A 24,929-nucleotide genomic window follows, 5' to 3' on the forward strand; every position below is an offset into this window, starting at 1 on the left:
TGTGGCTTATATGCTTAAAACCAGTAAACCGGTTCAGGAACGTCAGGATGCGCAGCGTCAAATAAGGGAAACGGTAGAGCTTATTCTGGCGGATATTGAAAAACGCGGTAATAAAGCCATCCGCGAATTATCTATTAAGTTTGATCGCTATGACCGTCATGATTATCGCCTGAGCGACGCGGAAATTAATGCCTGTATCAATAAATTGAGCCGCCAGGATATTCACGATATCGAATTTGCGCAGGAGCAGGTCTTTAATTTCGCCCGCGCTCAAAAAGAATGTCTGCGGGATCTGGAAATTGAAACCCGTCCGGGGGTGATTCTCGGGCATAAAAACATTCCCATCAATGCGGTAGGGTGTTATGTCCCGGGCGGGAAATATCCCCTGCTGGCCTCAGCGCATATGTCGATTATCACCGCCAACGTGGCGGGCTGCTCCCGCATCGTGAGCTGCGCGCCGCCGTTCGGCGGCGAACCGGCTCCCGCAATCGTCGCGGCGCAAAAAATGGCCGGTGCCACGGAAATTTATGCGCTGGGAGGGATTCAGGCCATCGGTGCGATGGCGCTGGGCACCGATTCGCTCTCGCCGGTCGATATGCTGGTCGGGCCTGGTAACGCTTTTGTGGCGGAGGCCAAACGCCAGCTCTTTGGCCGGGTCGGGATTGACCTCTTTGCCGGTCCGACGGAGACGCTGGTCATTGCCGACGACACCGTTGACGCCGAAATGTGTGCTACCGACCTGCTGGGACAGGCCGAGCATGGTGTGACCACGCCTGCCATTCTGCTGACCAACTCGATGGCCCTTGCCAAAGAGACGTTGCGCGAGATCGATCGTCTGCTGGAAAAACTGCCCACCGCTGATATCGCCCGCCAGGCGTGGCGCGATTATGGGGAGATCATCGTCTGCGACAGCTACGAAGAGATGCTCGCGGAAGCCGACCGCATCGCCTCTGAGCATGTTCAGGTCATGACCGCCCGGGACGACTGGTTCCTGGCCAATATGACTAACTTCGGCGCCCTGTTCCTCGGCCCGCGCACCAACGTTGCCTATGGCGATAAGGTGATCGGCACCAACCACACGCTGCCCACGCAAAAAGCGGCGCGTTACACCGGCGGCCTGTGGGTGGGGAAATTCATGAAAACCTGCACCTGGCAGAAAGTCCTCAGCGATGAAGCCACCGCCGAGATCGGCAGCTACTGCTCGCGCCTCTCGCTGCTGGAAGGCTTCGCCGGACATGCTGAGCAGGCCAATATCCGCGTCCGCCGCTACGGCCAGGTGGAGGTGCCTTACGCCACCCCGGCGCCGATCAGAGAGAAGGTGTAAGTCATGGCGTTTCCTGAGATGCCCTCCTTCGGCCTGCAGGGAAAGCGGGCCCTGGTGACGGGCGGCTCCCGCGGGCTGGGTTTCGCCTGCGCTGTCGCTCTGGCGCAGAGTGGCGCAGAGGTGTGGATTGCCGCCAGGGATCGCCAGACGCTGGATGCGGCTGCCACCCTCGCCGCCGAACGCGGAATGCTGCTGCGTCCGGTGGCGCTGGATATCACCGATGTCGCCCAGGTGAAGGCCGTCACCAAAGCCCTGCCCGCCTTCGACATTCTGGTCAACAGCGCCGGGCTGGCTCGCCACGAACCGTTTCTGACGGTCAGCGAGGCGAACTTTGATGCGGTGATGGCGATCAACCTGCGGGCGACCTTTTTTGTCAGCCAGCGGATCGCCGCCCGGATGCGTGAGGAGCGAATAGCAGGCTCGATCATCCACATCTCCTCCCAGATGGGGCACGTCGGCGGCCCTAAGCGCAGCGTCTACTGTGCGTCGAAATTTGCGCTGGAAGGGTTAACCAAAGCCATGGCGCTGGAGCTTGGTGAGGCAGGGATCCGGGTTAATACCCTCTGCCCGACCTTTATTGAGACGGCGCTGACCGCATCGTCGCTGGCCGACCCGGCCTTTCGCCACTACGTGCTGGAGAATATCAAGCTCGGACGCACCGGTACCGTCGAAGATGTGATGGGTCCGGTGGTGTTCCTGGCCTCCGGCGCCGCAGCGATGATCACCGGCAGCGCACTGATGGTCGACGGCGGCTGGACCGCAACCTGAGGAGTAAGATTGTGGATAATCACGCCCTGCCGCTGGTGCTGATTAGCGGCACGCTCTGTAACGCGCGTCTCTGGCAGCCGCTGCTCCACAGACTCAATCTCTCTGACGTGCTCTGCATTACGCTGACCGACGCGACGTCGGCGGCAGACGCCTCGCGAAACCTGCTGCGCGAACTGCCGCCGCGCTTCCTGCTGGCTGGCTTTTCGCTGGGGGCGATTGTGGCCCTGCAGATGGTCGCCGACGCGCCACAGCGTATCGCCGGGCTGGCGCTGCTGTCGGTCAATCCCCTTGCCGATGCGCCAGAAAATGCGGCTTCCCGACGCGAGGCGGTACGCGTGGCGCGACAGCAGGGTGTAATGAGTTGGCTCTCCGCCAGCCTGTGGCCGAAATACGTTGCCCCAACGCGCACGCAGGATGCCGCCCTGCACGATCTGATTTGCCAGATGGCCGGGGAGTGCGGGCCCGACACCCTGGCGACGCAGACTGAAATCGCCATTACCCGGCGGGACAATCGCGGGGCGCTCCCGGCCCTCGCCTGCCCCATCGTTGTTATCAACGGCCTGCACGATCCCATCTGCACGCCGTCTCACCACCAGCGGGTTATTGAGAGTGCGCCTCAGGCGACGCTTGTCACCCTCGCCTCAGCCGGACATTTCACCCTGCTGGAAGCGCCGGATGAGGTTGCTCACCCGCTACGTCACTGGATCCAGGAGTGTTTAGATGCGTAAAAACAGACTCAAGGCAATGCCCGACGGCAGCGCCATGATTAACGGCTGGCTGGCCATCCCGTCGGGCTACAGCGCGGAGATCGCCGGCCATCAGGGTTTCGATGCGGTCACCGTCGATCTTCAGCACGGCATGATTGACTTCGCCAGCGCGCTCTCCATGCTGCAGGCCCTCTCCGCCACCCCGGCGGTACCGCTGGTGCGGGTGCAGGATAACGATCCGGCGCAGATCATGCGCATGCTGGATGCGGGTGCCTACGGCATTATCTGCCCGATGATCTCCACGGCCGAAGAGGCTCGCCGTTTTGTGGCCGCCTGCCGCTATCCGCCGCTGGGCAACCGCTCCTTTGGCCCTGCCCGGGGGCTGCTCTACGGTGGCGCGGATTATCCGCAGCACGCCAACGACGAAATATTGACCCTGGCGATGATCGAAACCCGGGACGGGCTGGCGAACCTGGATGCCATCCTCGCCACCGACGGACTGAATGGGGTCTTCATCGGCCCGAACGATCTGTCGTTGACCCTGACCGGCAGCGCCAGCGCCGAATCCCGTCACCCTGAGATACTGGCCGCCATCGAGCGGGTCGTCAGCCGGTGTCGTCAGTGGAATAAAATCGCCGGGATCTTTTGCACCTCGGGTGAGGCTGCCGCCCGGCGCATTAGCGAAGGTTTCCAGTTTGTCACCCCGGCGAACGATGTCATGCAACTTGGCCGCGCCTCACGCGAAGCCATCGCCCTGGCGCGGGGCAATGCACTCCCCACTACCGGCGCATCAGGTTATTAACAGGAGAAAAGATGAAAGCACGTCACATTAGCCCCGAACTGGCCCGCAGCCGTCTGGTTGCCCCTGAAGATATGGTGTCCTGCAATCTTGCGTTTATCGACTGCAAGCTCCCCGGCTCCCACCTGAAACAGAACTACTCCTTTATTGGCCCGGGCGTGACCCAGTCCTCCGCTCAGGTGGTCAATATCCCGGAGCCGCACGGCTTTAATATCGGCGCCGCGGCGATGCCAAAAGGGGTGACCAATAACCTGCATCTGCATTTCACCGCCGAAGTGTTCTTGATTCACGAGGGCACGTGGCGTTTTCGCTGGGGAGCCAACGGCGAAAATGAAGCCGAGTTCAGCGCCCCGGCCATTCTTTCCATTCCCACCTGGATCTTCCGCGGCTTTACCAATGTCAGTAAAGAAGAGACCTGCGGCATGGTCTACACGGTGCTTGGGGGAAATAACACGGGGGGAATTATCTGGCATCCGTCGATTCTGAACGCGGCCAGCGAGTATGGCCTCTATCTGAGCAAAGACAACATGCTTATCGACGTGAATGCGGGCGATACCCTTCCGGAACCGGCAGGACTGCTGGCGCCATTGCCTGCAGAAGAGATCGCCGCCCTGCGCCACTACTCCGTGGAGGAGATGCGCCAGCGGGCGGTGACCGGGGACGATCGGCGCTGGTCGGCGGCGGGGTTACTCGATTCGGTCCTGCCCGGCCACGGCGGCGAGATCGCCCCGGCGATCGGCTTTGGTATCAGCCAGGATAAACACGCCGCGCCAGCTATCGTTAACCCGCACGGTTTTTCCGTTGAGTGGCTGCGCCTGGCCGCGGAGCATGTGGTGGGTCGCCACCTCTGCCCGGACGTACAGGTGATCATGGTCTTTAAAGGGACGCTGGAGGTGACCTGGAATAAAGAGGGCGAAGAGGTGAGCATTGTCGCCCCTGAGCGTTCGGTCATTTCGGTTCCGGCCAACAGCTGGCGGCGTTATCGCGCGTTGGATGGCGACATGGAGTGCATTCTGACTACCGAGGGCGATCAGCGTAAGCGCGTCTACTGGGATGAAGAGATACTGCAACAGGCGAGAGCGGCAAACCGCTGTCTGGATCCGGACGGGTACGTCACGGCGGCGGATCTGCTGCCGGAAACGGCGAAGCGCGCGGGTCTGAAACTTGAGGCGCTACCGTAAACGGAATCAGGGCGGGATCGCCCGCCCTGAATGCGGCGTGTTACTCGAAGTAAACGCCAGGATTTTCGGACAGCGAAACGAAGGTTTTCGTCTCTTTATCCAGGGCGCGAATTTCGCCGCTTTCGATATCGTACACCCAGCCGTGCAGGCGAATGGCGTTGTTACGCAGGCCGACCGCCACTGAAGGATGGGTTTTGATGTTGCTCAGCTGGGCGAAGACGTTCTCCTGCACCATGGCGTTAACCTTGTCGGTCGGGGTTTCCCAGGTTTTCTTTTCCACCACCGCTTTCGCCGCATCGGAGTAGCGCAGCCAGTGAGAGACGGCAGGCATCGGCTCGAGGTTGGCGTTGTCGGCAATCGCCTTCATCGCGCCACAGTTAGAATGACCGCAGATCACGATATCGGTCACGCCCAGGGCGACCACCGCATATTCGATGGTGGCGGATACACCGCCCGGCTCCGGCCCGAAAGGCGGAACGATGTTGCCAGCATTGCGAATGACAAAGAGCTGTCCCGGCTCCTGCTGGGTCACTAACTCCGGCACCAGGCGGCTGTCAGAACAGGAGATGAACAGCGCTTTGGGATTCTGGCTGGACGCCAGACTGCGGAAAAGGTCTTTACGTTGCGGAAAAATTTCTTTTTGAAAGCTGAGAAAACCTTCAATGATATGTTGCATAGCAATGTCTCATTTTTTTGTGATTGTTACAGGCATGATCGAGATCACGGTTTTTTGAGTTTACCCACCGGTCACGACTTCAGACAAGCAATATATTTCTGGACCGACCGCATGACAATCTCCCGCGCGTTCGCGGAAATGTTCTGGCCTTCAAAGGCGCCGTAGAGGCGTTCGAAGGAAACCTTTTCCAGCCGGGCGGCGATCTCAGCCACGACGCCTGCCGGGAGCGGCAGCATGTTCGGGTAGCTCCACATAAACGACACCGCATCTTTGCCCGGCGTGACCTGCAGAATATCCCCGGCCAGCAGAATACCGCCGTCGCGGTGCCAGTGCAGCACCGTCCCGCCGGCAAAATGGCCGCCCAGTCGGTGCAGCGTCACGTCAGGGACGATCTCCAGCGAATCCCCCTCCCAGAAGCGCAGCGCCGGGCTGCTCCTCATCACCCACTGCCGATCCCTGGCGTGCAGGTATACCGGGGCGTTAAAGGCCGCTGCCCAATCCTGCATGGTGGTGTAGTAGTGCGGGTGCGAGATGGCGATGGCGTCGATACCGCCCAGCGCGTTCACCAGCGCCCGGGTGGCGGGATCGAGATTGGCGATGCAGTCCCACAGCACATTACCCTGCGCGGTTCTCAGCAGGATCGCGCGCTGGTTGATGGCAAACGCGGGCACGGTTTTGATACCCAATAAGTCGGGTTCAAGCTGTTGCCACTTGTTGGTGTGCGTGCGGGTCAGGGCGGAAAAATCAAGCCACTCCTGGCCGGTCGCGGGTACATACTGGCGCTCATCTTCGCAAATGGCACAGTGCTGCGGTTCGTGGTCGGCGTCATAAGACGTGCCGCAGGTTTTACATAAGACGATCACAACGCCTCCTGAGTCCGGGTGAGTCATCAGTATGGCAAGGATTATCCTTATGTGCGCTGGGGTGCCTCCTCCCTCTGTTTTGCTCTATAATACGACCTGGAACAAAAACCGAACAAAGCAGGTAAACGATGGAAATTGATCTCAACAATCTGGTGTTTGACGGGCTGGACGAAGCCGAAGAACGTAACGCTGAACGCCTTGAAGATGCGGATAAAAAAGCCCAGGCGATCGTAGCGGATGATGATTGCGGCGACGCCTGCAAGATCTGATGTAAAAAGCCCCGGACTCGCGTCGGGGCTTTTAGTTTTATGCCGGGTGGCGCTACGCTTACCCGGCCTACAACACCCTTCCCTCAGAGCCGCGTAAGCGCAGCGCCGCCGGGCGTTTTTACGACTTCTTCAGGCCATCAATGGCTTGCTGCGCGCAGGCTTCATCCAGATGACCACCCGGCGCGCCGCCAATGCCGATGGCGCCAATCACCTCATCCCCTTCCCTGACCGGTACTCCTCCCGCCAGCAGCAGCAAGCCCGGGATATCGCGCAGGTTCTGCGCGCCCGCGTTGCTCTGGGCAGACTCCATCACCTTCCCCGACGCGTTTTTGGTGCTGAGGGCGGTAAAGGCTTTCATTTCGCTGGCTTTCAGGGTGTGCGGACCGGCGTTATCCGTGCGCTGCACCGCTTTTACCACCCCGGCGCGATCCACCACTGTGACGCTGACCTGATAATTTTTTGCTGTGCAGGCCTGGATCGCCGCGCTGGCTAACGCATTCGCCTGGGCCAGGGAGAGATTTTTTTGCGCCACAGACTGTGCATGCGCCGATACGCTGACCATCCCTGCTACACACGCTGCCGCCATCATTAACTTTTTCATCGCACATCCTCTTGTAAGTGGGAACCCTTGCAGCGTATCCAGTCGTGCGATGAAATGTTATTCGGTTGACTACGCGGTGATCCTGGTAGTTATACGGATTGTAATTTGTCATATTCCCGGATGGCCTGCACCAGACTTGAGACGCCCAGCTTGGCGAACACCGCCGCCCGGTGCGCTTCCACTGTCCTTGGGGAGAGATTAAGCCGGGCGGCGACCGCTTTATTACTGCTGCCTTCCATGAGCGCCTGCAGCACCTCATGCTCCCGGGTGGTGAGCTGTTCAAACCGCGCTCGGACCCGCGTGGCCTCCTGCCAGACGCCCAGGCGCCGCTGGCTCTCGGCGAGGGCGGCGGTGATGGATTCGATCAGCCTGTCAGCATCCAGCGGCTTGGTGAAAAATTCAAACACGCCGTTGTGAAACGCGCGGCGGCAGGCATCAATGGTGCCATGACCGGTCATGAGGATCACCGGCAGCAGCGGCCACGGCCATACCCCCTCCTCCAGCCAGGCGAGCCCACCTTTGCCCGGCATGCGCATGTCCAGTAGCAGACAGCCGGTCAGGGATTTTTCCGCCCCCTGCGCCGCGGTAAATGCAGCAATACTGTCATAAGGCTCCACATGCCAGTTCATACCGGTGAAAAGAAAAACCAGCGACTCTCTGACTGACGCATCATCATCAATCAACCAGATGACGTTATCCATTTACCTGACCTCCGTGGTGAGCAAACTGCAATCTGATCCTGGCCCCGCCCTCCGGGGCATTATCCAGAGCCAGCGTGCCATTCATCCGGGTGACCAACGACTCCGTTAAGGTCATTCCCAGCCCCGTGCCGCCCTCTCGCCCGCTATAAAAAGGCATAAAGGCGTTGTGGAGCGCTTCCGGGGTAAAGCCCGGGCCACCGTCAGTGATCGCTATATGGATGCGTTCGCCTTCGCGATGGCTGCGGATATGCACCCATCCTGCGGCGCGCTCCTGCTGGGCCTGAATAGCGTTGCTGAGCAGGTTATGCAGCACCTGCTCCAGCCACAGCCGGTCGGCGCAGAGCGTGCGGGCATCGGCGGCGAAATCATGGGTAAGACGAACAGGACTGGCGGTGCGCTCATGCTCCAGCAGGTTACTGACATGCCGCCAGCACTCGGCCAGATCTACTGCTTCTAAGGTGACAGCCTCCTGGGTCACGTGCTCACGAAAGCGGGTCAGCAGCGCGCTAATGCGCTGGGTTTGCACCAGCGCCGAGCCCAGCGCCTGAGCAACCGCCGCAGGGTTATCCTGGCGCACCTGGCGCTGCGCCCCCTGGATCCAGGTCTGCACCGCCGTGAGAGGCTGGTTGATCTCATGCACAATGCCCGCGGTGATCTCCCCCAGGGTATTGAGCCGGGCATGTTGATAGTACCAGGCGCGCTGGTCGGCGTTCTGGCGCTGCTTACGCTGCCAGAGGATCACGCCACCCGCCGCGACCACAATAGCCCAGCCCGCAAACAGCAGGACAAACGGCAGCAGCGCCACGCTCAGCCACGCCGGTTGGGCCTCGACCAGCAGAATAAACTGCTGGGTATGCTGAGAAAACTGTCGCTGCCAGTGCCAGAAAGCCTCTGTTGGCGGTGGCTGCACCTCACCGGAGAGATTCAGGGTGAGGCGGGAAAAGCGGGGCCAGGCGTTAAGGACCGGCGAAGGGTCAATCAGCACCCGGATCTGTCGCCAGGGGTTGTAGAGCCAGTACTGCGTGCCCGTCACCGGTTCAACCCGGGCGGCGTCGAGTGCGCGACCAGAGGTGGTTTGCAGGTCGAGTATTTGCGGGAATTTTTTACGCAGCGCCGTCAGATCTTCATCGCCATTCAACAGCGGCAGCACTGACTCATTCTGGGTGAGAACCGCGCCGATCTCCGTAAACGCCGTGGCAAATTCCCGGTCGAGTGCCCAGTACTGACGGCGGATCTGCTCGGCATACAGCAGCACGCTGCTGAGCAGGCAGAGCGTGAGCCAAAACAGGAGCCCTCGTTGTAGATAGTTTTTGCTGTTCATTCATTTAACTGGCGCAGAAAAAGGACGCCAGAGACCTTAGCAGGAAGCTAAGCCGTGGACAAAACTTGCGGCGATTTTTGGATGTTAGCGTCCAGAATGGCAGATGGTGCGGTGAAGAACGCACACCTCATTCCAGTATGTTTCCCGCACCAGGCGGTGTTCAGCGTGGCGTTTGGTCATGGAACCACTCCGGGTCAATATTGGCGATATCCACACCGTAGAGGCTGGCGACAGGCAGAATGGATTCAATAATACGCTGCGCGCTGTTCTCTTCCGATCGTGCGGTAAAAAACCGCCGTAACGTACTCATCAGTTTGTCCATTGCCCTGTTCCTCATGTGCTCAACCTGAAAGCAGTACAACAGCAATCCGTCGGCGATGGAAATGCCGATTCCGGCAGAGGATTTGCGCCAGGCGCAAAAGCAACGCTGCTTTAACCGCTGGGTAACGCGCTGTTCACTAATGATTTTTTTCGTTAAGCAAAGACAATATTGGCATTTGGCTACCTGCGCCGGGTATGGGAGCGTATGAGGACAAAATAAAAACAGAAGCAGAGGAACCTATGGCAATACACACAAAACGGACGCTGGCACTGGCTTTACTGGCCGCTGTCGGGATGGTTTCCACCCAGGTCCAGGCAGACCAGCTGGCGGATATTAAGGCGGCGGGTGTGGTGAAAGTCGCAACGTTTGATGCCAATCCGCCGTTTGGATCGGTTGATGCAAAAAGCCACGAAATCGTCGGCTATGACGTCGACTTCGCCAAAGCGCTGGCAAAATCACTCGGGGTAAAACTGGAGCTGGTCGCCACTAACCCGGCAAACCGCATCCCGCTGCTACAGTCCGGGAAAGCGGATCTGATTGTGGCGGATATCACCATCACCCCGGAACGGGCGCAGGTGATCGACTTTTCGACCCCCTATTTCGTGACCGGGCAGCAGTTCCTGGTTCCGGCCAAGGGCGCGGATAAACTGGAGGCCTACAGCAAGGCGCGTATCGGGGCGGTAAAAGGCACCACCGGGGAGCAGGCGCTGCATCAGCGTTTCCCGCAGTCCCGCGTGCTCTCTTATGACGATATTCCGCTGGCGCTGACGGCGTTGCGCAACGGCAACGTGCAGGCGATCACCCAGGACAGCACCATTCTGGCGGGTCTGCTGGCCCAGGCGCCGGATAAAGCCAACTTTAAGATCCTCCCGGATCTGCTAAGTAAAGAAGAGATTGGCGTCGGGGTGAAAAAAGGCGAAACCGCGCTGTTAAAGGTGGTGAACGATGAGCTGGTGAAGCTGGAGAATACAGGCGACGCGGCAAAAATCTACGATGCCTGGTTTGGTCCACAGACGCCCTCCCCGCAGCCTCGCGCCTTTAAAATAGAAGCCCAGTAATATGCTGTCAGGTTTATTCTCTCGCTCCGCGGCCCGTGCCGCGGATTTTTCACATCTGCAACAGGCCAGCGTCACCTTTTGCGAGGTGGTGAAACGTTACGGCGACCGCCCGGTGCTGAAAGGCATCAACCTCAGCGTGACGCCCGGTGAGGTGGTCGCTATTCTCGGCCCGTCGGGTTCCGGTAAATCGACGCTGATTCGCCTGATCAACCAGCTGGAAGATCTCACCTCCGGCGACATCCTGATTGACGGGAAATCTACGCGCCAGCTCCCCCGCCAGGCGTTGCGCCAGCTACGCAGCCGGGTCGGTTTTGTCTTCCAGCAGTTTAATCTCTACAGCCATCTGACGGCCCGACAAAACATCGCCCTGGCGCTGAGGCACGTTCATGGCTGGCATTCGGCAGAGGCCGACACCCGCGCCGATAGATTGCTGGCGCAGGTGGGGATGGCGGATAAAGCCGATCACTATCCGGAGGCGTTATCCGGTGGGCAGCAGCAGCGGGTGGCGATCGCCCGGGCCCTGGCCTCCTCGCCGCAGATCATCCTCTTTGACGAGCCCACCTCGGCCCTCGATCCGGAGATGATTGGCGAAGTGCTGCTGGTGATGAAAGCCCTTGCCCACAGCGGGATCACCATGATTGTGGTCACCCATGAGATGCAGTTTGCCCGGGAGATTGCCGACCGGGTGGTGTTCATCGATGGCGGGCACATTCTGGAGGTGGCTCCGCCGGAACAGTTCTTTCAGCATCCTGCCCATCCGCGCACCCAGCGTTTTCTGCAGAAGGTGCTTAACCCGCTGCATCCGGGAGGGGTGTGATGCCCAACCTCGACTGGCAAGGGGTGCTGACCGGCCAGCCCTTGCAGTGGATCTTGTCCGGTTTTCTCACCACCCTGTGGGTGACGCTGGCAGGGATGGTGGTCGCCAGCCTTATTACTCTCGCCTCTCTGGGATTGCGTCTCGCCGGGGGGCGCATCGGCGCGCATATCGTCGCCCTGTGGGTATCGCTGTTTCGCAATACGCCCCTGCTGGTGCAGCTGCTGTTCTGGTATTTCGCCGCCTGGAACGGGCTGCCGCAGGGGTTTCGCACCTTTGTGATGGACGATCATGCCTGGGCGGTGCTGCCGGGTCAGGTCTGGTGGTTTACGCCAGAGTTTCTCTGCTCCGCCTGGGGACTGGGGGTCTTTACCTCGGCCTTTTTGACAGAGGAGATCACCGCCGGGCTACGCGCCGTTTCCGCCGGGCAGCGGGAAGCCGCCCTGGCGCAGGGCTTTTCCCCCTGGCCGCTGCTGCGGTATATCCTGCTGCCGCAGGGGCTGGCGAACGCCTGGCAGCCGGTGGTGGGTCAGTACCTCAATCTGATGAAACTCTCTTCGCTGGCAAGCGGCATCGGCTTTGCGGAGCTCACCTACCAGGTGCGGCAGACAGAGAGCTATAACGCCCACGCGCTGGAGGCTTTCAGCATCGGCACGGTACTGTACCTGCTCACCGGCGTGGCGATGGGGGTGTTGCTGACCAGACTGGGACCTTCAACCGAACGGCGCCGTAAAGCCGCCATCACCCCCCGGAGTGAAGAGAGATGTTAGCCGGACTTACTGTCATTACCGATAACCTGGATTATCTGCTCTGGGGACGGACTGCGACCGGAGAGCCGGGCGGCGTGCTGTTGACGCTACTGATGGCTTTGGGTGCCGCGGCGCTGGCGTTCCCGGCTGGAATAGCGCTGGCGGGGCTGGCGTGGCGTTTCCCGGGTGGCCTGCGCAAAGCCCTGTTCCTGTGGGCTGAGATTATCCGCGGCATCCCGCTGATTTTTGTCATTTTCTGGCTGTGGTATCTGTTACCCCTCATCACCGGAGGCGATCTGCCGGGGGCGCTGACCGTTACTCTCGCGCTGGCGTGGTTTACCGCCGCCGCCGTGATGCACTCCGTGCTGGCCGGGCTGAATGCGTTGCCTGGGGGACAATATGAAGCCGCTCAGGCCCAGGGGTTTGGCGCGCTGCAAACGCTGGGGTTACTCCTGCTGCCGCAGGCGTTGCGCAACACCCTGCCTTCGCTAATGGGGATTTTTATCAGCCTGCTGAAGGACACCTCACTGGCCTTTATTGTCAACGTGCCGGAGCTGACCACCGTGGCAGGCCAGGTGAACAACCGGGTGCAGATCTACCCGGCGGCTATTTTTATTTTTACTGGCGTGGTCTATTACCTGCTGTGCTGTGGCGTTGAACAGCTGGCGAAACGCTGGCGGCTTAACCGGCCAGCGCTTTAACGACGGTTTCCATCGCCTGGGTGGTTAATTCGCTGCGTTTCACCCGCTGGTTTGCCAGTGCGGTGCGTAGTACCCCGGCGATGACGATATGCTTCGGCTCCTGCCCCAAATCGCGCATCTCAAGAACGACTTTGCCTACCACGCGACACATCTCCTGATACAGCGCTTCGTCTTTGGTTACATTGCCCATGACTTTCACTCCGTTGCCTTAAAAGGCCAGCTTAATAGATTCATCGCCGTTATACAAAAAAGCCCGACGAGAGACTCGCCGGGCTTTGAAATCAAACGGATAAATCAGTTGTTAACCGGGATCACCGCGCCTTTATACTTGGTGCGGATCCAGTCCTGGATCTCTTTAGAGTGCAGCACGTCCACCAGCGCCACGATGTCTTTCTTCTTCTCATCGCCACGGTGAACGGTGATGATGTTGGCGTACGGGTTGTTTTCACCGCTCTCCACCGCAATCGGGTCGTGAACCGGGTCCAGACCGGCGTCAATGGCGTAGTTGGCATTGATGACAACCGCCGCGCCCTCGTCATTGTTATACATCTGCGGCAGCAGGGAGGCTTCTACGTTCGGGGTGAACTGCAGCTTTTTCGGGTTCTCAACGATGTCGCTGATGCGCGCGGTCACTTTGTCGATGCCCGGCTTCAGCTTGATCACGCCCTCTTTCTCGAAGATAGAGAGGATACGTCCCTCTTCAGAGACCGCATCACGCATGATGATTTTGCCGCCTTCCGGCAGATCTTTCAGCGACTTGTATTTTTTGGAGTAGATACCGATTGGCTCGATGTGGATCGCCCCGGCGCTGACGAAATCGTACTCTTTATCCCCGGCGTGATCTTTCAGCACGCTGTTGAGGTATGGAATGTGCTGGAAGTAGTTGGCATCGATGTCACGACCCGCCAGCGCGGTGTTCGGCAGGATGTAGTCCTGGAACGGTTTGATCTCCAGATCGATACCCTGTTTCGCCAGAATCGGCTTCGCCTGCTCCAGAATTTCGGCGTGCGGGGTGTTGGAGGCTCCCACGGTCAGGGTATCAGCCCAGGAGGCAAAGCTCAGGGCGCTCAGGGTTGCTGCGGCGATCAACGTCAGTGTCTTTTTCATGATGATGGTTCCTGTGTATTGTTGTGTTTATCTTTTATCAAGAATGGAAGTAATGATGTCGCCGCAGAACTGGATAATGAAAACGATGATCAAAATGGTCACCGTTGCCACCAGCGTGACGTCACCATGGTTGCGCTGGAATCCCTCCAGATAAGCCAGATTTCCCAGACCACCGGCACCAATCACCCCCGCCATGGCGCTGTAGCTCACCAGGGCAATCAGCGTCACCGTGATCCCTGAGACCAGGGCTGGTGAGGATTCCGGCAGTAAAACCCGAAAAATTAAGGTGCTCAGACGGGCACCCATTGAGCGCGTCGCCTCGATCACCCCTTTGTCCACTTCACGCAGGGCGATCTCCACCAGACGGGCGTAGAACGGCGCGGCACCGACGATCAACGCAGGCAGTGCGGCGTTGGCCCCGAGGATGGTCCCCACCACGGTTTTGGTGAAGGGGATCAGCAGCACAATCAGAATGATGAACGGGATGGAGCGGAAGACGTTCACCACAATCGAAATGACGCTGTAGACCGTGCGGTTATGGAACATGCCACCGCGTGCGGTTAAAAAGAGCGCCAGACCGAGGACAAGCCCGAGCACAAAAGTCGCAACGCCGGAGAGCGCGGTCATATACAGCGTCTCCAGGGTGGCGGCCCAGAGCTGGTCCCATTTCAGGTGCGGGAAGAGATTCTCAGCCATGTTTAATTACCTCGCCTTCAATATCACTGTGCTGCAAATCGGCGAGGATATTGTTCAGTTGTTCATCTGTTGCCACCACGTGCAGCCAGAGCTGGCCGAAGACGCCGTGGGCGGTTTGTGTCATTTTGCCGTGCAGGATGTTAAACGGCAGGCCGTAGCGCAACGTCAGTTCCCCGACGACCGGTTTGTGGGTGCTGTGGCCGGTAAAGGTCAGCTTAATAACGGTGCCTTCCAGTTCGTTTGCCAGCTCGCTGTTAAAGGTTTCGTCTTCGGCGTACTGGCTGACCTGACGCACAAACTGTTGCGTAATCGGCTGCTGGGGATGGGTAAAGACCTGCAGCACGTCGCCCTCTTCCACCACTTTGCCGTTTTCCATCACCGCCACGCGGTCACAGATTTTGCGCACCACGTGCATCTCATGGGTGATGAGTACAATGGTGAGCTTAAAACGACGGTTGATGTCGAGGAGCAGATCGAGGATCTGATCGGTGGTCTGGGGATCCAGCGCCGAGGTGGCCTCGTCGCAGAGCAGCACGTCCGGGTTGTTGGCCAGCGCGCGGGCAATGCCCACGCGCTGCTTTTGCCCACCGCTAAGCTGAGACGGATAAGCCTGTTCGCGGCCTTTCAGCCCCACCAGCTCAACCAGTTCTGCCACGCGGGCTTTGATTTTGGCTTTAGGCACCCCGGCAATCTGCATTGAAAAGGCGATGTTCTCGCTCACGGTGCGCGACCACAGCAGATTGAAGTGCTGAAACACCATACTGATCTTCAGCCGCGCCTGGCGCAGGGTTTCACCTTTCGCCGCGGAGATGTCGTGTCCGTTAATCGTCACGCTGCCGGTGGTCGGCTTTTCCAGGCCATTGAGCAGGCGGATTAAGGTACTTTTACCCGCGCCGCTGTAGCCAATAATTCCATAAATTTGCCCCTGCTCTATCGTCAGGTTCACGTTATCAACGGCTGTCAGCGCCACTTTTCCGTTGTCAAAAATCTTCGAAATATTCCTGAGTACAATCATTCTTCGGGTAATCCGTTCGCCTGTGGCGGTTTAGCAGTATGGATGTCCAAACGATAGTAAACAGGCGTTATTAGCTTTTGAATGAATGAAAAGGAATATCTTATAACTTTGAGTGATAAGAGGCGTGACACCTGGGGAGAAGGCCTTTGCTAATTTTCTGCAATCGATAGCTAAAAAGTCGCCATAGCGAAACGCCATAAAAATGGGGCATTTGCCTGAAGGTTTTTCGCGAGTGCAACATCTACGCGGTCAACCTTAACGCATTGATAACAACCCCTTGTAAAACTGCATATATAATTTTTGAAACGCTGTTTTCATTTTCCTTTTGCGCATCTTTCAGCGTATAATGCGCGCCTGTCTTCTGATGAATGGTTTCAGCGCTTGGACTACAAAAAACAACGCATACAACTTAACCTCTCTCCCTGGGCTGAAACACAGGCACACATTCTTCTGCACGCTCAATTGATGTCACCTATCCTTACTGCGTGCCATAAAAAATTTCGCAACACAGGTTTGACTCCAGGGCTCTGCGCCCCCGGAGCGAGATTTCCATATCCTTCCCAACTTAAAGACTAAGACTGTCATGAAAAAGACGAAAATTGTTTGCACCATCGGCCCGAAAACCGAATCTGAAGAGATGCTGACCAAAATGCTGGACGCCGGCATGAACGTGATGCGTCTGAACTTCTCTCACGGTGACTATGCTGAACACGGCCAGCGCATCCAGAACCTGCGCAACGTGATGAGCAAGACCGGTAAAAAAGCAGCAATCCTGCTGGATACCAAAGGTCCAGAAATTCGTACCATTAAACTGGAAGGCGGCAACGACGTTTCGCTGAAAGCGGGACAGACTTTCACCTTCACTACAGACAAGTCTGTTGTCGGCAACAGTGAAATCGTTGCTGTGACCTATGAAGGCTTCACCAGCGACCTGTCCGTCGGTAACACCGTTCTGGTGGACGACGGCCTGATCGGTATGGAAGTCACCGCTATCGAAGGTAACAAAGTTATCTGTAAAGTGCTGAACAACGGCGACCTGGGCGAAAACAAAGGCGTTAACCTGCCAGGCGTTTCCATCGCGCTGCCAGCCCTGGCTGAGAAAGACAAACAGGACCTGATCTTCGGTTGCGAGCAAGGCGTTGACTTCGTTGCAGCTTCCTTTATCCGTAAGCGTTCTGACGTTGTTGAAATCCGTGAGCACCTGAAAGCCCACGGCGGCGAAAACATCCAGATCATCTCCAAAATCGAAAACCAGGAAGGCCTGAACAACTTCGACGAAATCCTCGAAGCCTCTGACGGCATCATGGTTGCGCGTGGTGACCTGGGCGTTGAGATCCCGGTTGAAGAGGTGATCTTCGCGCAGAAGATGATGATCGAGAAGTGTGTTCGCGCGCGTAAAGTGGTTATCACCGCAACGCAGATGCTGGACTCCATGATCAAAAACCCACGCCCTACCCGCGCAGAAGCTGGCGACGTGGCGAACGCCATCCTCGACGGTACCGATGCGGTAATGCTCTCTGGCGAATCGGCTAAAGGTAAGTACCCGCTGGAAGCGGTCTCTATCATGGCGACCATCTGTGAGCGTACCGACCGCGTGATGAAAAGCCGTCTGGATTACAACAACGACAGCCGTAAACTGCGCATCACCGAAGCCGTGTGCCGTGGCGCGGTAGAAACCGCCGAGAAACTGGAAGCACCGCTGATTGTCGTCGCCACCCAGGGCGGTAAATCAGCTCGCGCAGTGCGTAAATACTTCCCGGACGCGACCATTCTGGCATTGACCACCAACGAAACCACTGCGCGTCAGCTGGTGCTGAGCAAAGGCGTGGTTCCACACCTGGTAAAAGAGATCGCCTCTACTGACGATTTCTACCGCCTGGGTAAAGAAGTGGCCCTGCAGCTGGTTGAACGTGGCCTGGCGCAGAAAGGCGACGTTGTGGTGATGGTTTCTGGTGCACTGGTTCCAAGCGGCACCACTAATACCGCATCTGTTCACGTGCTGTAATAATTTCGAACGAATTAGTTTGTATAAAAAGCGTCCTTCGGGGCGCTTTTTTTATTTCCGCTATCAGCCAAAGTTATTAAAAAAGCAAATCGGGTTTTTCTATTTAACGGGGTCGTTTTCTAAGATGAATCCGATGAAAATTGTCTGTTTTAACACAATATTTTTCATGAAATAGTCAAAACAGGTGCTTCTTTGAGCGAACGATCAAAAATAGGCATATTCCCATCAAAAAAATATTCTCAACCTAAAAAACTTTGTGTAATACTTGTAACGCTACATGGAGATTAACTCAATCTAGAGGGTATTAATAATGAATCGTACTAAACTGGTACTGGGCGCGGTAATCCTGGGTTCTACTCTGCTGGCAGGTTGCTCCAGCAACGCTAAAATCGATCAGCTGTCTTCTGACGTTCAGACTCTGAACGCTAAAGTTGACCAGCTGAGCAACGACGTGAACGCAATGCGTTCCGACGTTCAGGCTGCTAAAGACGACGCAGCTCGCGCTAACCAGCGTCTGGACAACCAGGCTACTAAATACCGTAAGTAATAGTACCTGTGTTAATAAAATGGCGCACATTGTGCGCCATTTTTTTTTGCCCCGCATTTCGCTTTACTGAATCGCCTGTTCATGCCCCACCGACGAAAGCGTGTTCTTCGCTGAAAGCCCACTACTGTTCACATTCGCCCCGGCACCTGTCGAGACCTCCACCGGGATACCCGCCCGACGCGACAACGCTTTGTTCACTAACGTCTTATCGCTGCCACTCTGCGACATAAAGGATGCAAGCGCACTGGAGTGGGCGATCGCCAGCGTTTGCGGATTCTCTCCTTCCATCGTCGCGAGCGGACGATGCACTTCAACGTAGCGCTTACCGTCCGGCTCAACCGAGAACTTCACCGGCTCATTGATGATCTGCACCCGCGTGCCGACAGAGGTCTGGGCGAAGAGCGCTTTGATATCCGGCGCATTCATACGCATACAACCGGAACTGACGCGCAGCCCCACGCTGTCCGGCGCGCTGGTGCCATGGATCAGGTATTCACCGTTACCCACGCCCAGACGCAACGCAAAGCGTCCTAACGGGTTATTTGGCCCTGCGGGTACTACCGGCGGCAGTTTGATGCCCTGGGCCAGCGAGCGCGCTCTGATGCCCGCAGTTGGCGTCCAGGTCGGATTCGGGATCTTCTGGCTGATGCGGGTGGTGGTCACCGGCGTGTCCAGCCCCAGCTGTCCAATACCCAGCGGATAGACCTGCACGCTATTTTCACCCGGGGGATAGAAGTAGAGCCGCAGCTCCGCCAGATTCACCACAATCCCTTCCCGAGGGGTATCCGGCAGCAACATTTGCGACGGAATGGTGATCACCGTTCCCGGCGCCGGATAGACCGGGGCGATAGTATTATTGGCTTCGAGTATTAAATGCGCAGCGGTATTAAATCGGCGCGCAATGGCCTGCAGGTTATTATCACCTTCCTGAACAACATAGGTCTGATTTTGCCCGATTAACCGGCTACCCGCCGGTGGCAAAGGATAATCCACCGCCCGGGCGCTATTAAGCGCGCTGAGCGAACCTAAAAGAATGAGAGTTAATAAAGACGCGCGCTTCATACTGAGATTCCTTATTCACTGACAGAACGTCAGAAAGCTGAAAAATCCGCGAGGCGGGAGCCGTCTCGCGGAGCAGAATGAGGGCTGTCCTGATAGTTTAGCTAATGTTGGCGGCTTTGGAGCGGATTGCGCGGATCATCGCCTCAAGCCCCTGGGATCGGGAGGGGGTTAAATGCTGGGTGAGCGCCATTTTTTCAAACCACGGGCGGACGTCAAAAGCGACAATATCCTGGGCGGACATCTGCTGATATAAAATAAACACGACGGCAATAAGGCCTTTGACTATTGCCGCATCACTGTCGCCCGCTAATTCAATCACCCCGGCTTCATTCTGGTGCATTATTATCCACACCTGGCTCTGACACCCCTGAATACTATTTTCCGGGACGTGGTCGCTTTCGCTCAGGGCAGGCAGACGCTGCCCCAGCTCAATGATGTAGAGGTACTTCTCTTCCCAGTTTGCGCAACGCGTAAAATTACGCAGCAATTTATCTCTGTCTGGCAATGCAGCCATCTCTTGCCCTCTTTTTAGCCCAGCAGCTGGTGGATACGCTTCAGCCCGGCCACCAGTCTGTCGACCTCTTCCAGTGTGTTGTACATCACCAGCGATGCGCGGCACATCGCCGGTACCTGATAAAACGCCATCAGCGGCATAGCGCAGTGGTGTCCGGTTCGCACCGCCACCCCGTAGTTATCGAGAAAACTGCCCACGTCATAGGCGTGGTGTTTGCCAAGGTTAAAGGCAATAACACCCTGACGGTCCGCCGGGCCATACAGCGTGAGATCCGGCACGCTGGCAAGTTCCGCCAGAGCGTAGCGCATCAGCATCTGTTCATATTCGGCGATAGCATCAAGGCCGATGCCTGACACATACTCCATCGCCGCGCCCAGCCCGATAATGCCGCCGGTGTTAGGCGTGCCCGCCTCAAAGCGCCACGGCGCCCGGGCGTAGGTTGTGCCTCCGCTCAGGCTGACGGTGGCGATCATCGACCCGCCCCCTTCCCACGGCGGCATCGCCTGTAAAATCTCATCTTTGACGTACAGCACGCCGATACCGGTAGGCCCGTAGAGCTTATGGCCGGAAAAGACATAGAAGTCGCAGTCCAGCGCCTGGACATCCACCGTATGGTGCATCACCGCCTGGGCGCCATCAATCAGCACTTTCGCCCCCACCTGGTGGGCTTTGGCGATAATCTCCGCCACCGGATTTTCGGTACCCAGCACGTTGGAGATCTGAGTAATGGCCACCAGCCGGGTGCGTTCATCCAGCAAGGTATCCAGCTGTTCAAGCTGTAACGTGCCATCCTCGTTAAGCGGGATAACCCGCAGTTCCGCCCCGACGCGCTCGCACAGCATCTGCCAGGGCACGATATTGGCGTGGTGCTCCATCTGACTGATGAGGATGTTATCGCCCGCGTGCACTTCGGCGCTGCCCCAGCTGTTCGCCACCAGGTTGATCCCTTCGGTGGTACCGCGCACAAAGACCAGCTCCTCCGGCGAGCGGGCGTTTAAAAATGTTGCCGCGCGGGTACGGACATTCTCCATCCGCTGCGTCGCCTCGGCGCTGAGGGTGTGGATCCCCCGGTGCACCGCCGCGTAACCATGCCGGTAAAACTCCGCCTCGGCCTCGATCACCTGCGTGGGCTTTTGCGCGCTGGCGGCGCTGTCGAGATAGGCAAGCGGCAGACCGTTTACTTCACGGGTCAGGACAGGAAAATCCGCCCGCACTTTCTCTACAGGGAAAATCATGCCACACCTCCAGGCAGACGCTGGCCGATACGCGCCAGCACCTGCTGTCTTAACGTTTCATCGTCGAGGGCTTCGGTCAGTTCGGCGGCAAAGGCGTAGATAATCATCTTCTCGGCCGCCTGCTTATCGATCCCGCGGGAGCGCAGATAGAACATCTGCTCATCGTCGATCCGCCCCACGGTGGCGCCGTGGCTGCACTTCACATCATCGGCGTAAATTTCCAGCTGCGGTTTGGTGTCCACCTCCGCCAGTCGCCCCATCAGCAGATTGTTGTTGGTCATCTGACCGTCGGTTTTGATGGCGTGCTGCGCCACGTTGATTAGCCCGTTGAAGACGGCCCGCCCCTTATCGCTGACGATGGTTTTATGCAGCTGGCGGCTGTTGCAGTAGCCCTTGTTGTGCTCAAGCCAGGTACGGGTGTCGCACACTTCAGATTTCACCGGCATCGCCAGGCTGTTGATGCGCAGGGTCGTATTTTCGCCGTTAAGCTGGGTGCTGGTGTTATGGCGCAGTACTGCGCCCCCCAGCAGGAAGCTGTGGCTGAATGCCGTCGCATCGGCGGCCATCAACAGGTCGTTATGGGCGAAGTGGTGGCTCGCCGCGTTCTCGAAAGCCAGCTTGATATGGTGCAGCCGGGCGTTGGCCGCCACGTTCATGGTCAGGCGCGAGCCGGTGAAATGGTGCATCTCATTGAGACTCACGTAATGCTCAATGATGGTTGCTTCTGCGCCCTGCGCCAGTTCCAGATGGTGACGAGAGTGAGCAGTGTTGATCTCTTCACCTTCAAGTCCCTGGGTGATGTGCATCAGCAGCAGCGGCTTTTCAGGACGGGCGTTACGTTTCACGCTGATATGCGTCACGCTCTGGGCCAGACTTTCGGTCAGATGCAGGAACAGCTCCGGCTGAACCGGTGCCGCCAGGCTTTGCCGCTCGTCGTTAATGGTCACCTCAAACCCGCTGCCGTCGGTGCTGTCGCTCAGTTCCGGACTAAAGCGTCCGTCAACAAAGACCAGCCGCGTGGCGTCGAGAGTAAGCGCCAGGGCATCCCGATCGCTCGCTGCCACCCTGGCGGGTCGGGAAACAAACTCGCCGTTAAGCAACCCTTCCAGCGGGGTATATTTCCAGTTTTCGTGCTTACGCGTCGGCAACCCGAGGCGCAGCATCTGCTGCAGGTGCTGCTGGGCCTGTTCAGAGCGGGTTCCGCCCTGTGCCTCAAACAGGCGGTGCCACTGCTGCAGCGCGTTACTGCTGTTCGCTAAGCCAGCCATAGCCCTGCTCCTCCAGCTGTTTGACCAGCGTAAAATCACCCGATTTCACAATCCGCCCCTGATAGAGCACATGCACATAATCGGGTTTGATGTAATCAAGGATGCGCTGATAGTGGGTGACGATGATAAACGACCGCTTGCCGTCGCGCAGGGCGTTAACGCCGTCGGCGACGATTTTCAGGGCGTCGATATCGAGCCCGGAGTCGGTTTCATCGAGGATGCACAGCTCCGGCTCCAGCACCGCCATCTGCAGAATGTCGTTGCGCTTCTTCTCCCCGCCGGAAAAACCGACGTTGACCGAGCGGGTGAGCAGATCTTCCGGCATCTTCAGCAGCTGGATCTTCTCTTCCATCAGATCCTGGAAATCAAAGCGATCCAGCTCCTCTTCGCTGCGGTATTTGCGCACGGCATTCAGGGCGGTCTGCAGGAAGAACTGGTTGCTGACGCCTGGGATCTCTACCGGGTACTGGAAGGCCATAAAAATGCCCTCCCCGGCTCTCTCTTCCGGTGACAGCTCCAGCAGATCTTTGCCCTTAAAGTCGACCGAACCGCCGACCACTTCGTAATCTTCGCGCCCGGCAAGGGTGGCTGACAGCGTACTTTTGCCCGACCCGTTAGGGCCCATAATCGCATGCACTTCGCCCGGGCGGACCTCAAGGCTCAGGCCGCGCAGGATCGCTTTATCTTCCACACTGACCTGTAAATCTTTAATGCTTAACATGTGCTTTCCTTAATCCTTAGCCGACGCTGTGTTCGAGGCTGATCGCCAGTAATTTTTGTGCTTCCACGGCAAACTCCAGCGGTAGTTCAGAGAACACATCCTTACAGAAGCCGTTCACAATCATCGAGATGGCATCCTCTTCGCTGATGCCGCGCTGCAGGCAGTAGAAGAGCTGATCTTCGCCGATCCGCGAGGTTGTCGCTTCGTGTTCCAGCTGGGCGCTGTTATTGCGGCACTCAACATACGGGAAGGTATGCGCCCCGCAGTCCGGGCCAATCAGCATGGAGTCGCACTGGGTAAAGTTACGGGCGTTGGTGGCCGTCGGCATGATTTTGACTAAGCCGCGATAGCTGTTCTGGCTCTGCCCAGCGGAGATCCCTTTCGAAATGATGGTCGACCGGGTGTTTTTGCCGATGTGGATCATCTTGGTGCCGGTATCGGCCTGCTGATGCCCGCTGGTCAGCGCCACGGAGTAGAACTCGCCGATGGAGTTATCCCCGCGCAGAATACAGCTCGGATATTTCCAGGTGATGGCGGAGCCGGTCTCAGACTGGGTCCACGACATTTTACTGTTTTCGCCTTCGCACAGGGCGCGCTTGGTGACGAAGTTCAGGATGCCGCCGGTGTTATTATCCCCCGGGAACCAGTTCTGCACCGTCGAATATTTCACCTCGGCGTCTTTATGGATGATCACCTCCACCACTGCCGCGTGCAGCTGGTAGCTGTCGCGCACCGGGGCGGAACAGCCCTCGATATAGCTGACGTAGCTACCCTCATCGGCAACGAGGATGGTGCGTTCAAACTGGCCGGTTTTCTCGGCGTTGATACGGAAATAGGTAGAGAGTTCCATCGGGCAGCGCACGCCTTTCGGCACGTAGATAAAGGTGCCGTCGGAGGCTACCGCCGCGTTGAGGGCGGCAAAGAAGTTGTCATTGCCCGGCACGACGGTGCCAAGATATTTCTTCACCAGCTCTGGGTGATCGTGGATAGCTTCCCCGAAGGAGCAGAAGATGATCCCCTGCTCGCCCAGTTTTTCGCGATAAGTAGTCGCGACCGAGACGGAGTCAAAGATGGCGTCCACCGCCACCTCGCGCCCTTCACGTACCGGCACGCCGAGCTGTTCGAACGCCTCCTCCACCTCTTTACTTAAAAAGGCGTTAGCCCCGGTCTGCTGTACCGCACCGGGCTCAGAGGCGCAGGTGTCGTCGCAATGACCGCAGGAGGGGGCAGAGTAGTAGCTGTAATTCTGATAGTTAAGCTTATCGTAGTGCGCCTTCAGCCAGTGCGGCTCTTCCATCTCCAGCCAGGCTTTGAACGCATTCAGCCGGAACTCCAGCATCCAGTCGGGTTCGTTACGCTTGGCGGAAATCGCGCGGATGACCTCTTCGTTAATCCCTTTTGCCAGCTCGTCGGTCTGCAATTGGGTGAAGAAGCCCTCTTTGTAATTAATGTGGCCGCCGGACCAAGTGTTGACGTCGTCAGTTGCTTCAGTATGTCGAGACATAATACCGCCTATACCCCAAAACTTTCGCCGCAGCCGCATTCGTTCTGGGCTTTCGGGTTATTGAATTTGAATAACTGGTTTAAGCCTTCGCGCACGTAATCCACTTCCGTACCGTCAATAAACGGCATCGCCTGGAGCGGCACATAGAGCCGGGCGCCGTCATGTTCAAAAACCAGATCGTCTTTTTCCGGCTGGCTGACGGTGGTGAGGACATAGCCGAAACCGGCGCAGCCCGTCTGTTTCACCCCTAACCGCACGCCGAGCATATCTGCCTGTTTGCTCACCAGCTCGCGAATGTGCGCCGCTGCGGCAGGGGTCAGCGATAATCCGCGCCATGCAAAATCTGTCGGATCAAACGTTTCTGAATGCTGTTCCATAAGTCCACCTCATGTATTGCGCCC

The 24,929-nt window shown here is 57.8% G+C and carries 30 protein-coding genes; 13 read left to right on the forward strand and 17 right to left on the reverse strand.

What is annotated here, in order from left to right; translation table 11 throughout:
• Position 1 precedes the first annotated feature (1 nt).
• The 5 genes from hisD to B3X29_RS07810 are packed head-to-tail and all read left to right on the forward strand — an operon-like array spanning position 2 to position 4,779.
• Positions 2-1,324 carry a histidinol dehydrogenase gene (gene hisD, locus B3X29_RS07790; RefSeq protein WP_201304713.1) on the forward strand — a complete coding sequence of 441 codons (1,323 nt, stop codon included), beginning with the start codon at positions 2-4 and terminating at the stop codon, positions 1,322-1,324.
• A 3-nt stretch (positions 1,325-1,327) separates the two neighbouring features.
• Complete coding sequence (locus tag B3X29_RS07795; RefSeq protein ID WP_159339054.1) at positions 1,328-2,092, forward strand: SDR family NAD(P)-dependent oxidoreductase; 765 nt, start codon at positions 1,328-1,330, stop codon at positions 2,090-2,092.
• An 11-nt stretch (positions 2,093-2,103) separates the two neighbouring features.
• Positions 2,104-2,820, forward strand: a complete 717-nt coding sequence (locus tag B3X29_RS07800; protein ID WP_236560442.1) for an alpha/beta fold hydrolase — start codon at positions 2,104-2,106, stop codon at positions 2,818-2,820.
• Positions 2,813-3,601: an HpcH/HpaI aldolase family protein gene (locus B3X29_RS07805; protein WP_159339055.1), complete on the forward strand. Its 789-nt coding sequence runs from the start codon at positions 2,813-2,815 to the stop codon at positions 3,599-3,601. Before B3X29_RS07800 ends, B3X29_RS07805 begins: the two co-directional genes overlap by 8 nt.
• An 11-nt stretch (positions 3,602-3,612) precedes the next feature.
• A complete protein-coding gene (locus tag B3X29_RS07810; protein ID WP_159339056.1) occupies positions 3,613-4,779 on the forward strand; it encodes a cupin in 1,167 nt (388 codons plus the stop codon).
• A gap of 40 nt (positions 4,780-4,819) precedes the next feature.
• Here the strand turns inward: B3X29_RS07810 and B3X29_RS07815 are convergent, their stop codons facing one another.
• Together B3X29_RS07815 and B3X29_RS07820 are read right to left on the reverse strand one after the other, a co-directional pair.
• Positions 4,820-5,455 carry a carbonic anhydrase gene (locus tag B3X29_RS07815; RefSeq protein WP_103179339.1) on the reverse strand — a complete coding sequence of 212 codons (636 nt, stop codon included), beginning with the start codon at positions 5,453-5,455 and terminating at the stop codon, positions 4,820-4,822.
• A 71-nt stretch (positions 5,456-5,526) separates the two neighbouring features.
• Complete coding sequence (locus B3X29_RS07820; protein WP_159339057.1) at positions 5,527-6,318, reverse strand: MBL fold metallo-hydrolase; 792 nt, start codon at positions 6,316-6,318, stop codon at positions 5,527-5,529.
• 128 nt (positions 6,319-6,446) lie between these two features.
• Here B3X29_RS07820 and B3X29_RS07825 point away from each other — a divergent pair, with 128 nt between their 5' ends.
• Entirely contained in the window at positions 6,447-6,587 is a 141-nt protein-coding gene (locus B3X29_RS07825; RefSeq protein ID WP_032617828.1) for a hypothetical protein, read from the forward strand.
• 118 nt (positions 6,588-6,705) lie between these two features.
• Here the strand turns inward: B3X29_RS07825 and B3X29_RS07830 are convergent, their stop codons facing one another.
• The 4 genes from B3X29_RS07830 to B3X29_RS07845 form a co-directional block, all read right to left on the reverse strand.
• The gene (locus B3X29_RS07830; protein WP_103179337.1) at positions 6,706-7,188 is read right to left on the reverse strand and encodes a GlcG/HbpS family heme-binding protein; all 483 of its coding nucleotides are present in this window, start codon (positions 7,186-7,188) and stop codon (positions 6,706-6,708) included.
• Positions 7,189-7,277: 89 nt separating this feature from the next.
• Positions 7,278-7,889, reverse strand: coding sequence for a response regulator transcription factor (locus B3X29_RS07835; RefSeq protein ID WP_159339058.1), 612 nt, complete (start codon positions 7,887-7,889; stop codon positions 7,278-7,280).
• Complete coding sequence (locus B3X29_RS07840; RefSeq protein ID WP_290517698.1) at positions 7,882-9,210, reverse strand: sensor histidine kinase; 1,329 nt, start codon at positions 9,208-9,210, stop codon at positions 7,882-7,884. The genes B3X29_RS07835 and B3X29_RS07840 overlap by 8 nt, the downstream gene beginning before the upstream one ends.
• Positions 9,211-9,370: 160 nt before the next feature.
• Positions 9,371-9,532: a hypothetical protein gene (locus B3X29_RS07845; protein WP_168192014.1), complete on the reverse strand. Its 162-nt coding sequence runs from the start codon at positions 9,530-9,532 to the stop codon at positions 9,371-9,373.
• Between the two features lie 239 nt (positions 9,533-9,771).
• On the opposite strand from B3X29_RS07845, the gene B3X29_RS07850 reads away from it, so the two are divergent.
• From B3X29_RS07850 to B3X29_RS07865, 4 genes are read left to right on the forward strand one after another with little or no spacing between them, the layout of a single operon-like run.
• Positions 9,772-10,590: an ABC transporter substrate-binding protein gene (locus B3X29_RS07850; protein WP_159339060.1), complete on the forward strand. Its 819-nt coding sequence runs from the start codon at positions 9,772-9,774 to the stop codon at positions 10,588-10,590.
• A gap of 1 nt (position 10,591) precedes the next feature.
• On the forward strand, positions 10,592-11,407 hold the full coding sequence (locus tag B3X29_RS07855) for an amino acid ABC transporter ATP-binding protein (protein WP_156654369.1): 816 nt from the start codon (positions 10,592-10,594) through the stop codon (positions 11,405-11,407).
• Positions 11,404-12,174, forward strand: a complete 771-nt coding sequence (locus B3X29_RS07860) for an amino acid ABC transporter permease (RefSeq protein WP_159339061.1) — start codon at positions 11,404-11,406, stop codon at positions 12,172-12,174. Before B3X29_RS07855 ends, B3X29_RS07860 begins: the two co-directional genes overlap by 4 nt.
• Positions 12,168-12,854, forward strand: coding sequence for an ABC transporter permease subunit (locus tag B3X29_RS07865; RefSeq protein WP_103179331.1), 687 nt, complete (start codon positions 12,168-12,170; stop codon positions 12,852-12,854). Before B3X29_RS07860 ends, B3X29_RS07865 begins: the two co-directional genes overlap by 7 nt.
• Here the strand turns inward: B3X29_RS07865 and fumD are convergent.
• The 4 genes from fumD to B3X29_RS07885 form a co-directional block, all read right to left on the reverse strand.
• Positions 12,835-13,044: a fumarate hydratase FumD gene (fumD, locus tag B3X29_RS07870; protein WP_014831602.1), complete on the reverse strand. Its 210-nt coding sequence runs from the start codon at positions 13,042-13,044 to the stop codon at positions 12,835-12,837. The two genes, B3X29_RS07865 and fumD, sit on opposite strands and share 20 nt — an antisense overlap.
• A 104-nt stretch (positions 13,045-13,148) precedes the next feature.
• A complete protein-coding gene (locus tag B3X29_RS07875) occupies positions 13,149-13,961 on the reverse strand; it encodes a MetQ/NlpA family ABC transporter substrate-binding protein (RefSeq protein WP_039029111.1) in 813 nt (270 codons plus the stop codon).
• Positions 13,962-13,988: 27 nt separating this feature from the next.
• Positions 13,989-14,657, reverse strand: coding sequence for a methionine ABC transporter permease (locus tag B3X29_RS07880; RefSeq protein WP_103179330.1), 669 nt, complete (start codon positions 14,655-14,657; stop codon positions 13,989-13,991).
• Positions 14,650-15,672 (reverse strand): methionine ABC transporter ATP-binding protein, encoded by a 1,023-nt coding sequence (locus B3X29_RS07885; protein WP_103179329.1) that lies wholly within the window; start codon positions 15,670-15,672, stop codon positions 14,650-14,652. The genes B3X29_RS07880 and B3X29_RS07885 overlap by 8 nt, the downstream gene beginning before the upstream one ends.
• 381 nt (positions 15,673-16,053) lie before the next feature.
• On the opposite strand from B3X29_RS07885, the gene B3X29_RS22645 reads away from it, so the two are divergent.
• From B3X29_RS22645 to lpp, 3 genes are all read left to right on the forward strand, one after another.
• A complete protein-coding gene (locus tag B3X29_RS22645; RefSeq protein ID WP_418936632.1) occupies positions 16,054-16,248 on the forward strand; it encodes a hypothetical protein in 195 nt (64 codons plus the stop codon).
• 7 nt (positions 16,249-16,255) lie between these two features.
• Positions 16,256-17,677, forward strand: coding sequence for a pyruvate kinase PykF (pykF, locus tag B3X29_RS07890; RefSeq protein WP_103179328.1), 1,422 nt, complete (start codon positions 16,256-16,258; stop codon positions 17,675-17,677).
• Between the two features lie 310 nt (positions 17,678-17,987).
• Positions 17,988-18,224: a murein lipoprotein Lpp gene (gene lpp / locus B3X29_RS07895; RefSeq protein WP_001082307.1), complete on the forward strand. Its 237-nt coding sequence runs from the start codon at positions 17,988-17,990 to the stop codon at positions 18,222-18,224.
• 63 nt (positions 18,225-18,287) lie between these two features.
• Here the strand turns inward: lpp and ldtE are convergent, their stop codons facing one another.
• The 7 genes from ldtE to sufA form a co-directional block, all read right to left on the reverse strand.
• The gene (gene ldtE / locus B3X29_RS07900) at positions 18,288-19,286 is read right to left on the reverse strand and encodes a L,D-transpeptidase LdtE (RefSeq protein WP_159339062.1); all 999 of its coding nucleotides are present in this window, start codon (positions 19,284-19,286) and stop codon (positions 18,288-18,290) included.
• A 97-nt stretch (positions 19,287-19,383) separates the two neighbouring features.
• Complete coding sequence (gene sufE / locus B3X29_RS07905; protein ID WP_103179326.1) at positions 19,384-19,800, reverse strand: cysteine desulfuration protein SufE; 417 nt, start codon at positions 19,798-19,800, stop codon at positions 19,384-19,386.
• Positions 19,801-19,814: 14 nt separating this feature from the next.
• Positions 19,815-21,035 carry a cysteine desulfurase SufS gene (sufS, locus tag B3X29_RS07910; RefSeq protein WP_159339063.1) on the reverse strand — a complete coding sequence of 407 codons (1,221 nt, stop codon included), beginning with the start codon at positions 21,033-21,035 and terminating at the stop codon, positions 19,815-19,817.
• Positions 21,032-22,303, reverse strand: coding sequence for a Fe-S cluster assembly protein SufD (sufD, locus tag B3X29_RS07915; protein WP_159339064.1), 1,272 nt, complete (start codon positions 22,301-22,303; stop codon positions 21,032-21,034). The genes sufS and sufD overlap by 4 nt, the downstream gene beginning before the upstream one ends.
• Positions 22,278-23,024, reverse strand: coding sequence for a Fe-S cluster assembly ATPase SufC (gene sufC / locus B3X29_RS07920; RefSeq protein ID WP_039029104.1), 747 nt, complete (start codon positions 23,022-23,024; stop codon positions 22,278-22,280). The genes sufD and sufC overlap by 26 nt, the downstream gene beginning before the upstream one ends.
• Before the next feature lie 16 nt (positions 23,025-23,040).
• Entirely contained in the window at positions 23,041-24,528 is a 1,488-nt protein-coding gene (gene sufB / locus B3X29_RS07925; RefSeq protein WP_103179323.1) for a Fe-S cluster assembly protein SufB, read from the reverse strand.
• 8 nt (positions 24,529-24,536) lie between these two features.
• The gene (sufA, locus tag B3X29_RS07930) at positions 24,537-24,905 is read right to left on the reverse strand and encodes a Fe-S cluster assembly scaffold SufA (protein ID WP_103179322.1); all 369 of its coding nucleotides are present in this window, start codon (positions 24,903-24,905) and stop codon (positions 24,537-24,539) included.
• Positions 24,906-24,929: the final 24 nt, after the last annotated feature.

The sequence above is a fragment of the Leclercia sp. UBA5076 genome (genome assembly GCF_002416465.1).
In the GTDB taxonomy this organism is placed as follows: Bacteria; Pseudomonadota; Gammaproteobacteria; order Enterobacterales; family Enterobacteriaceae; genus Enterobacter.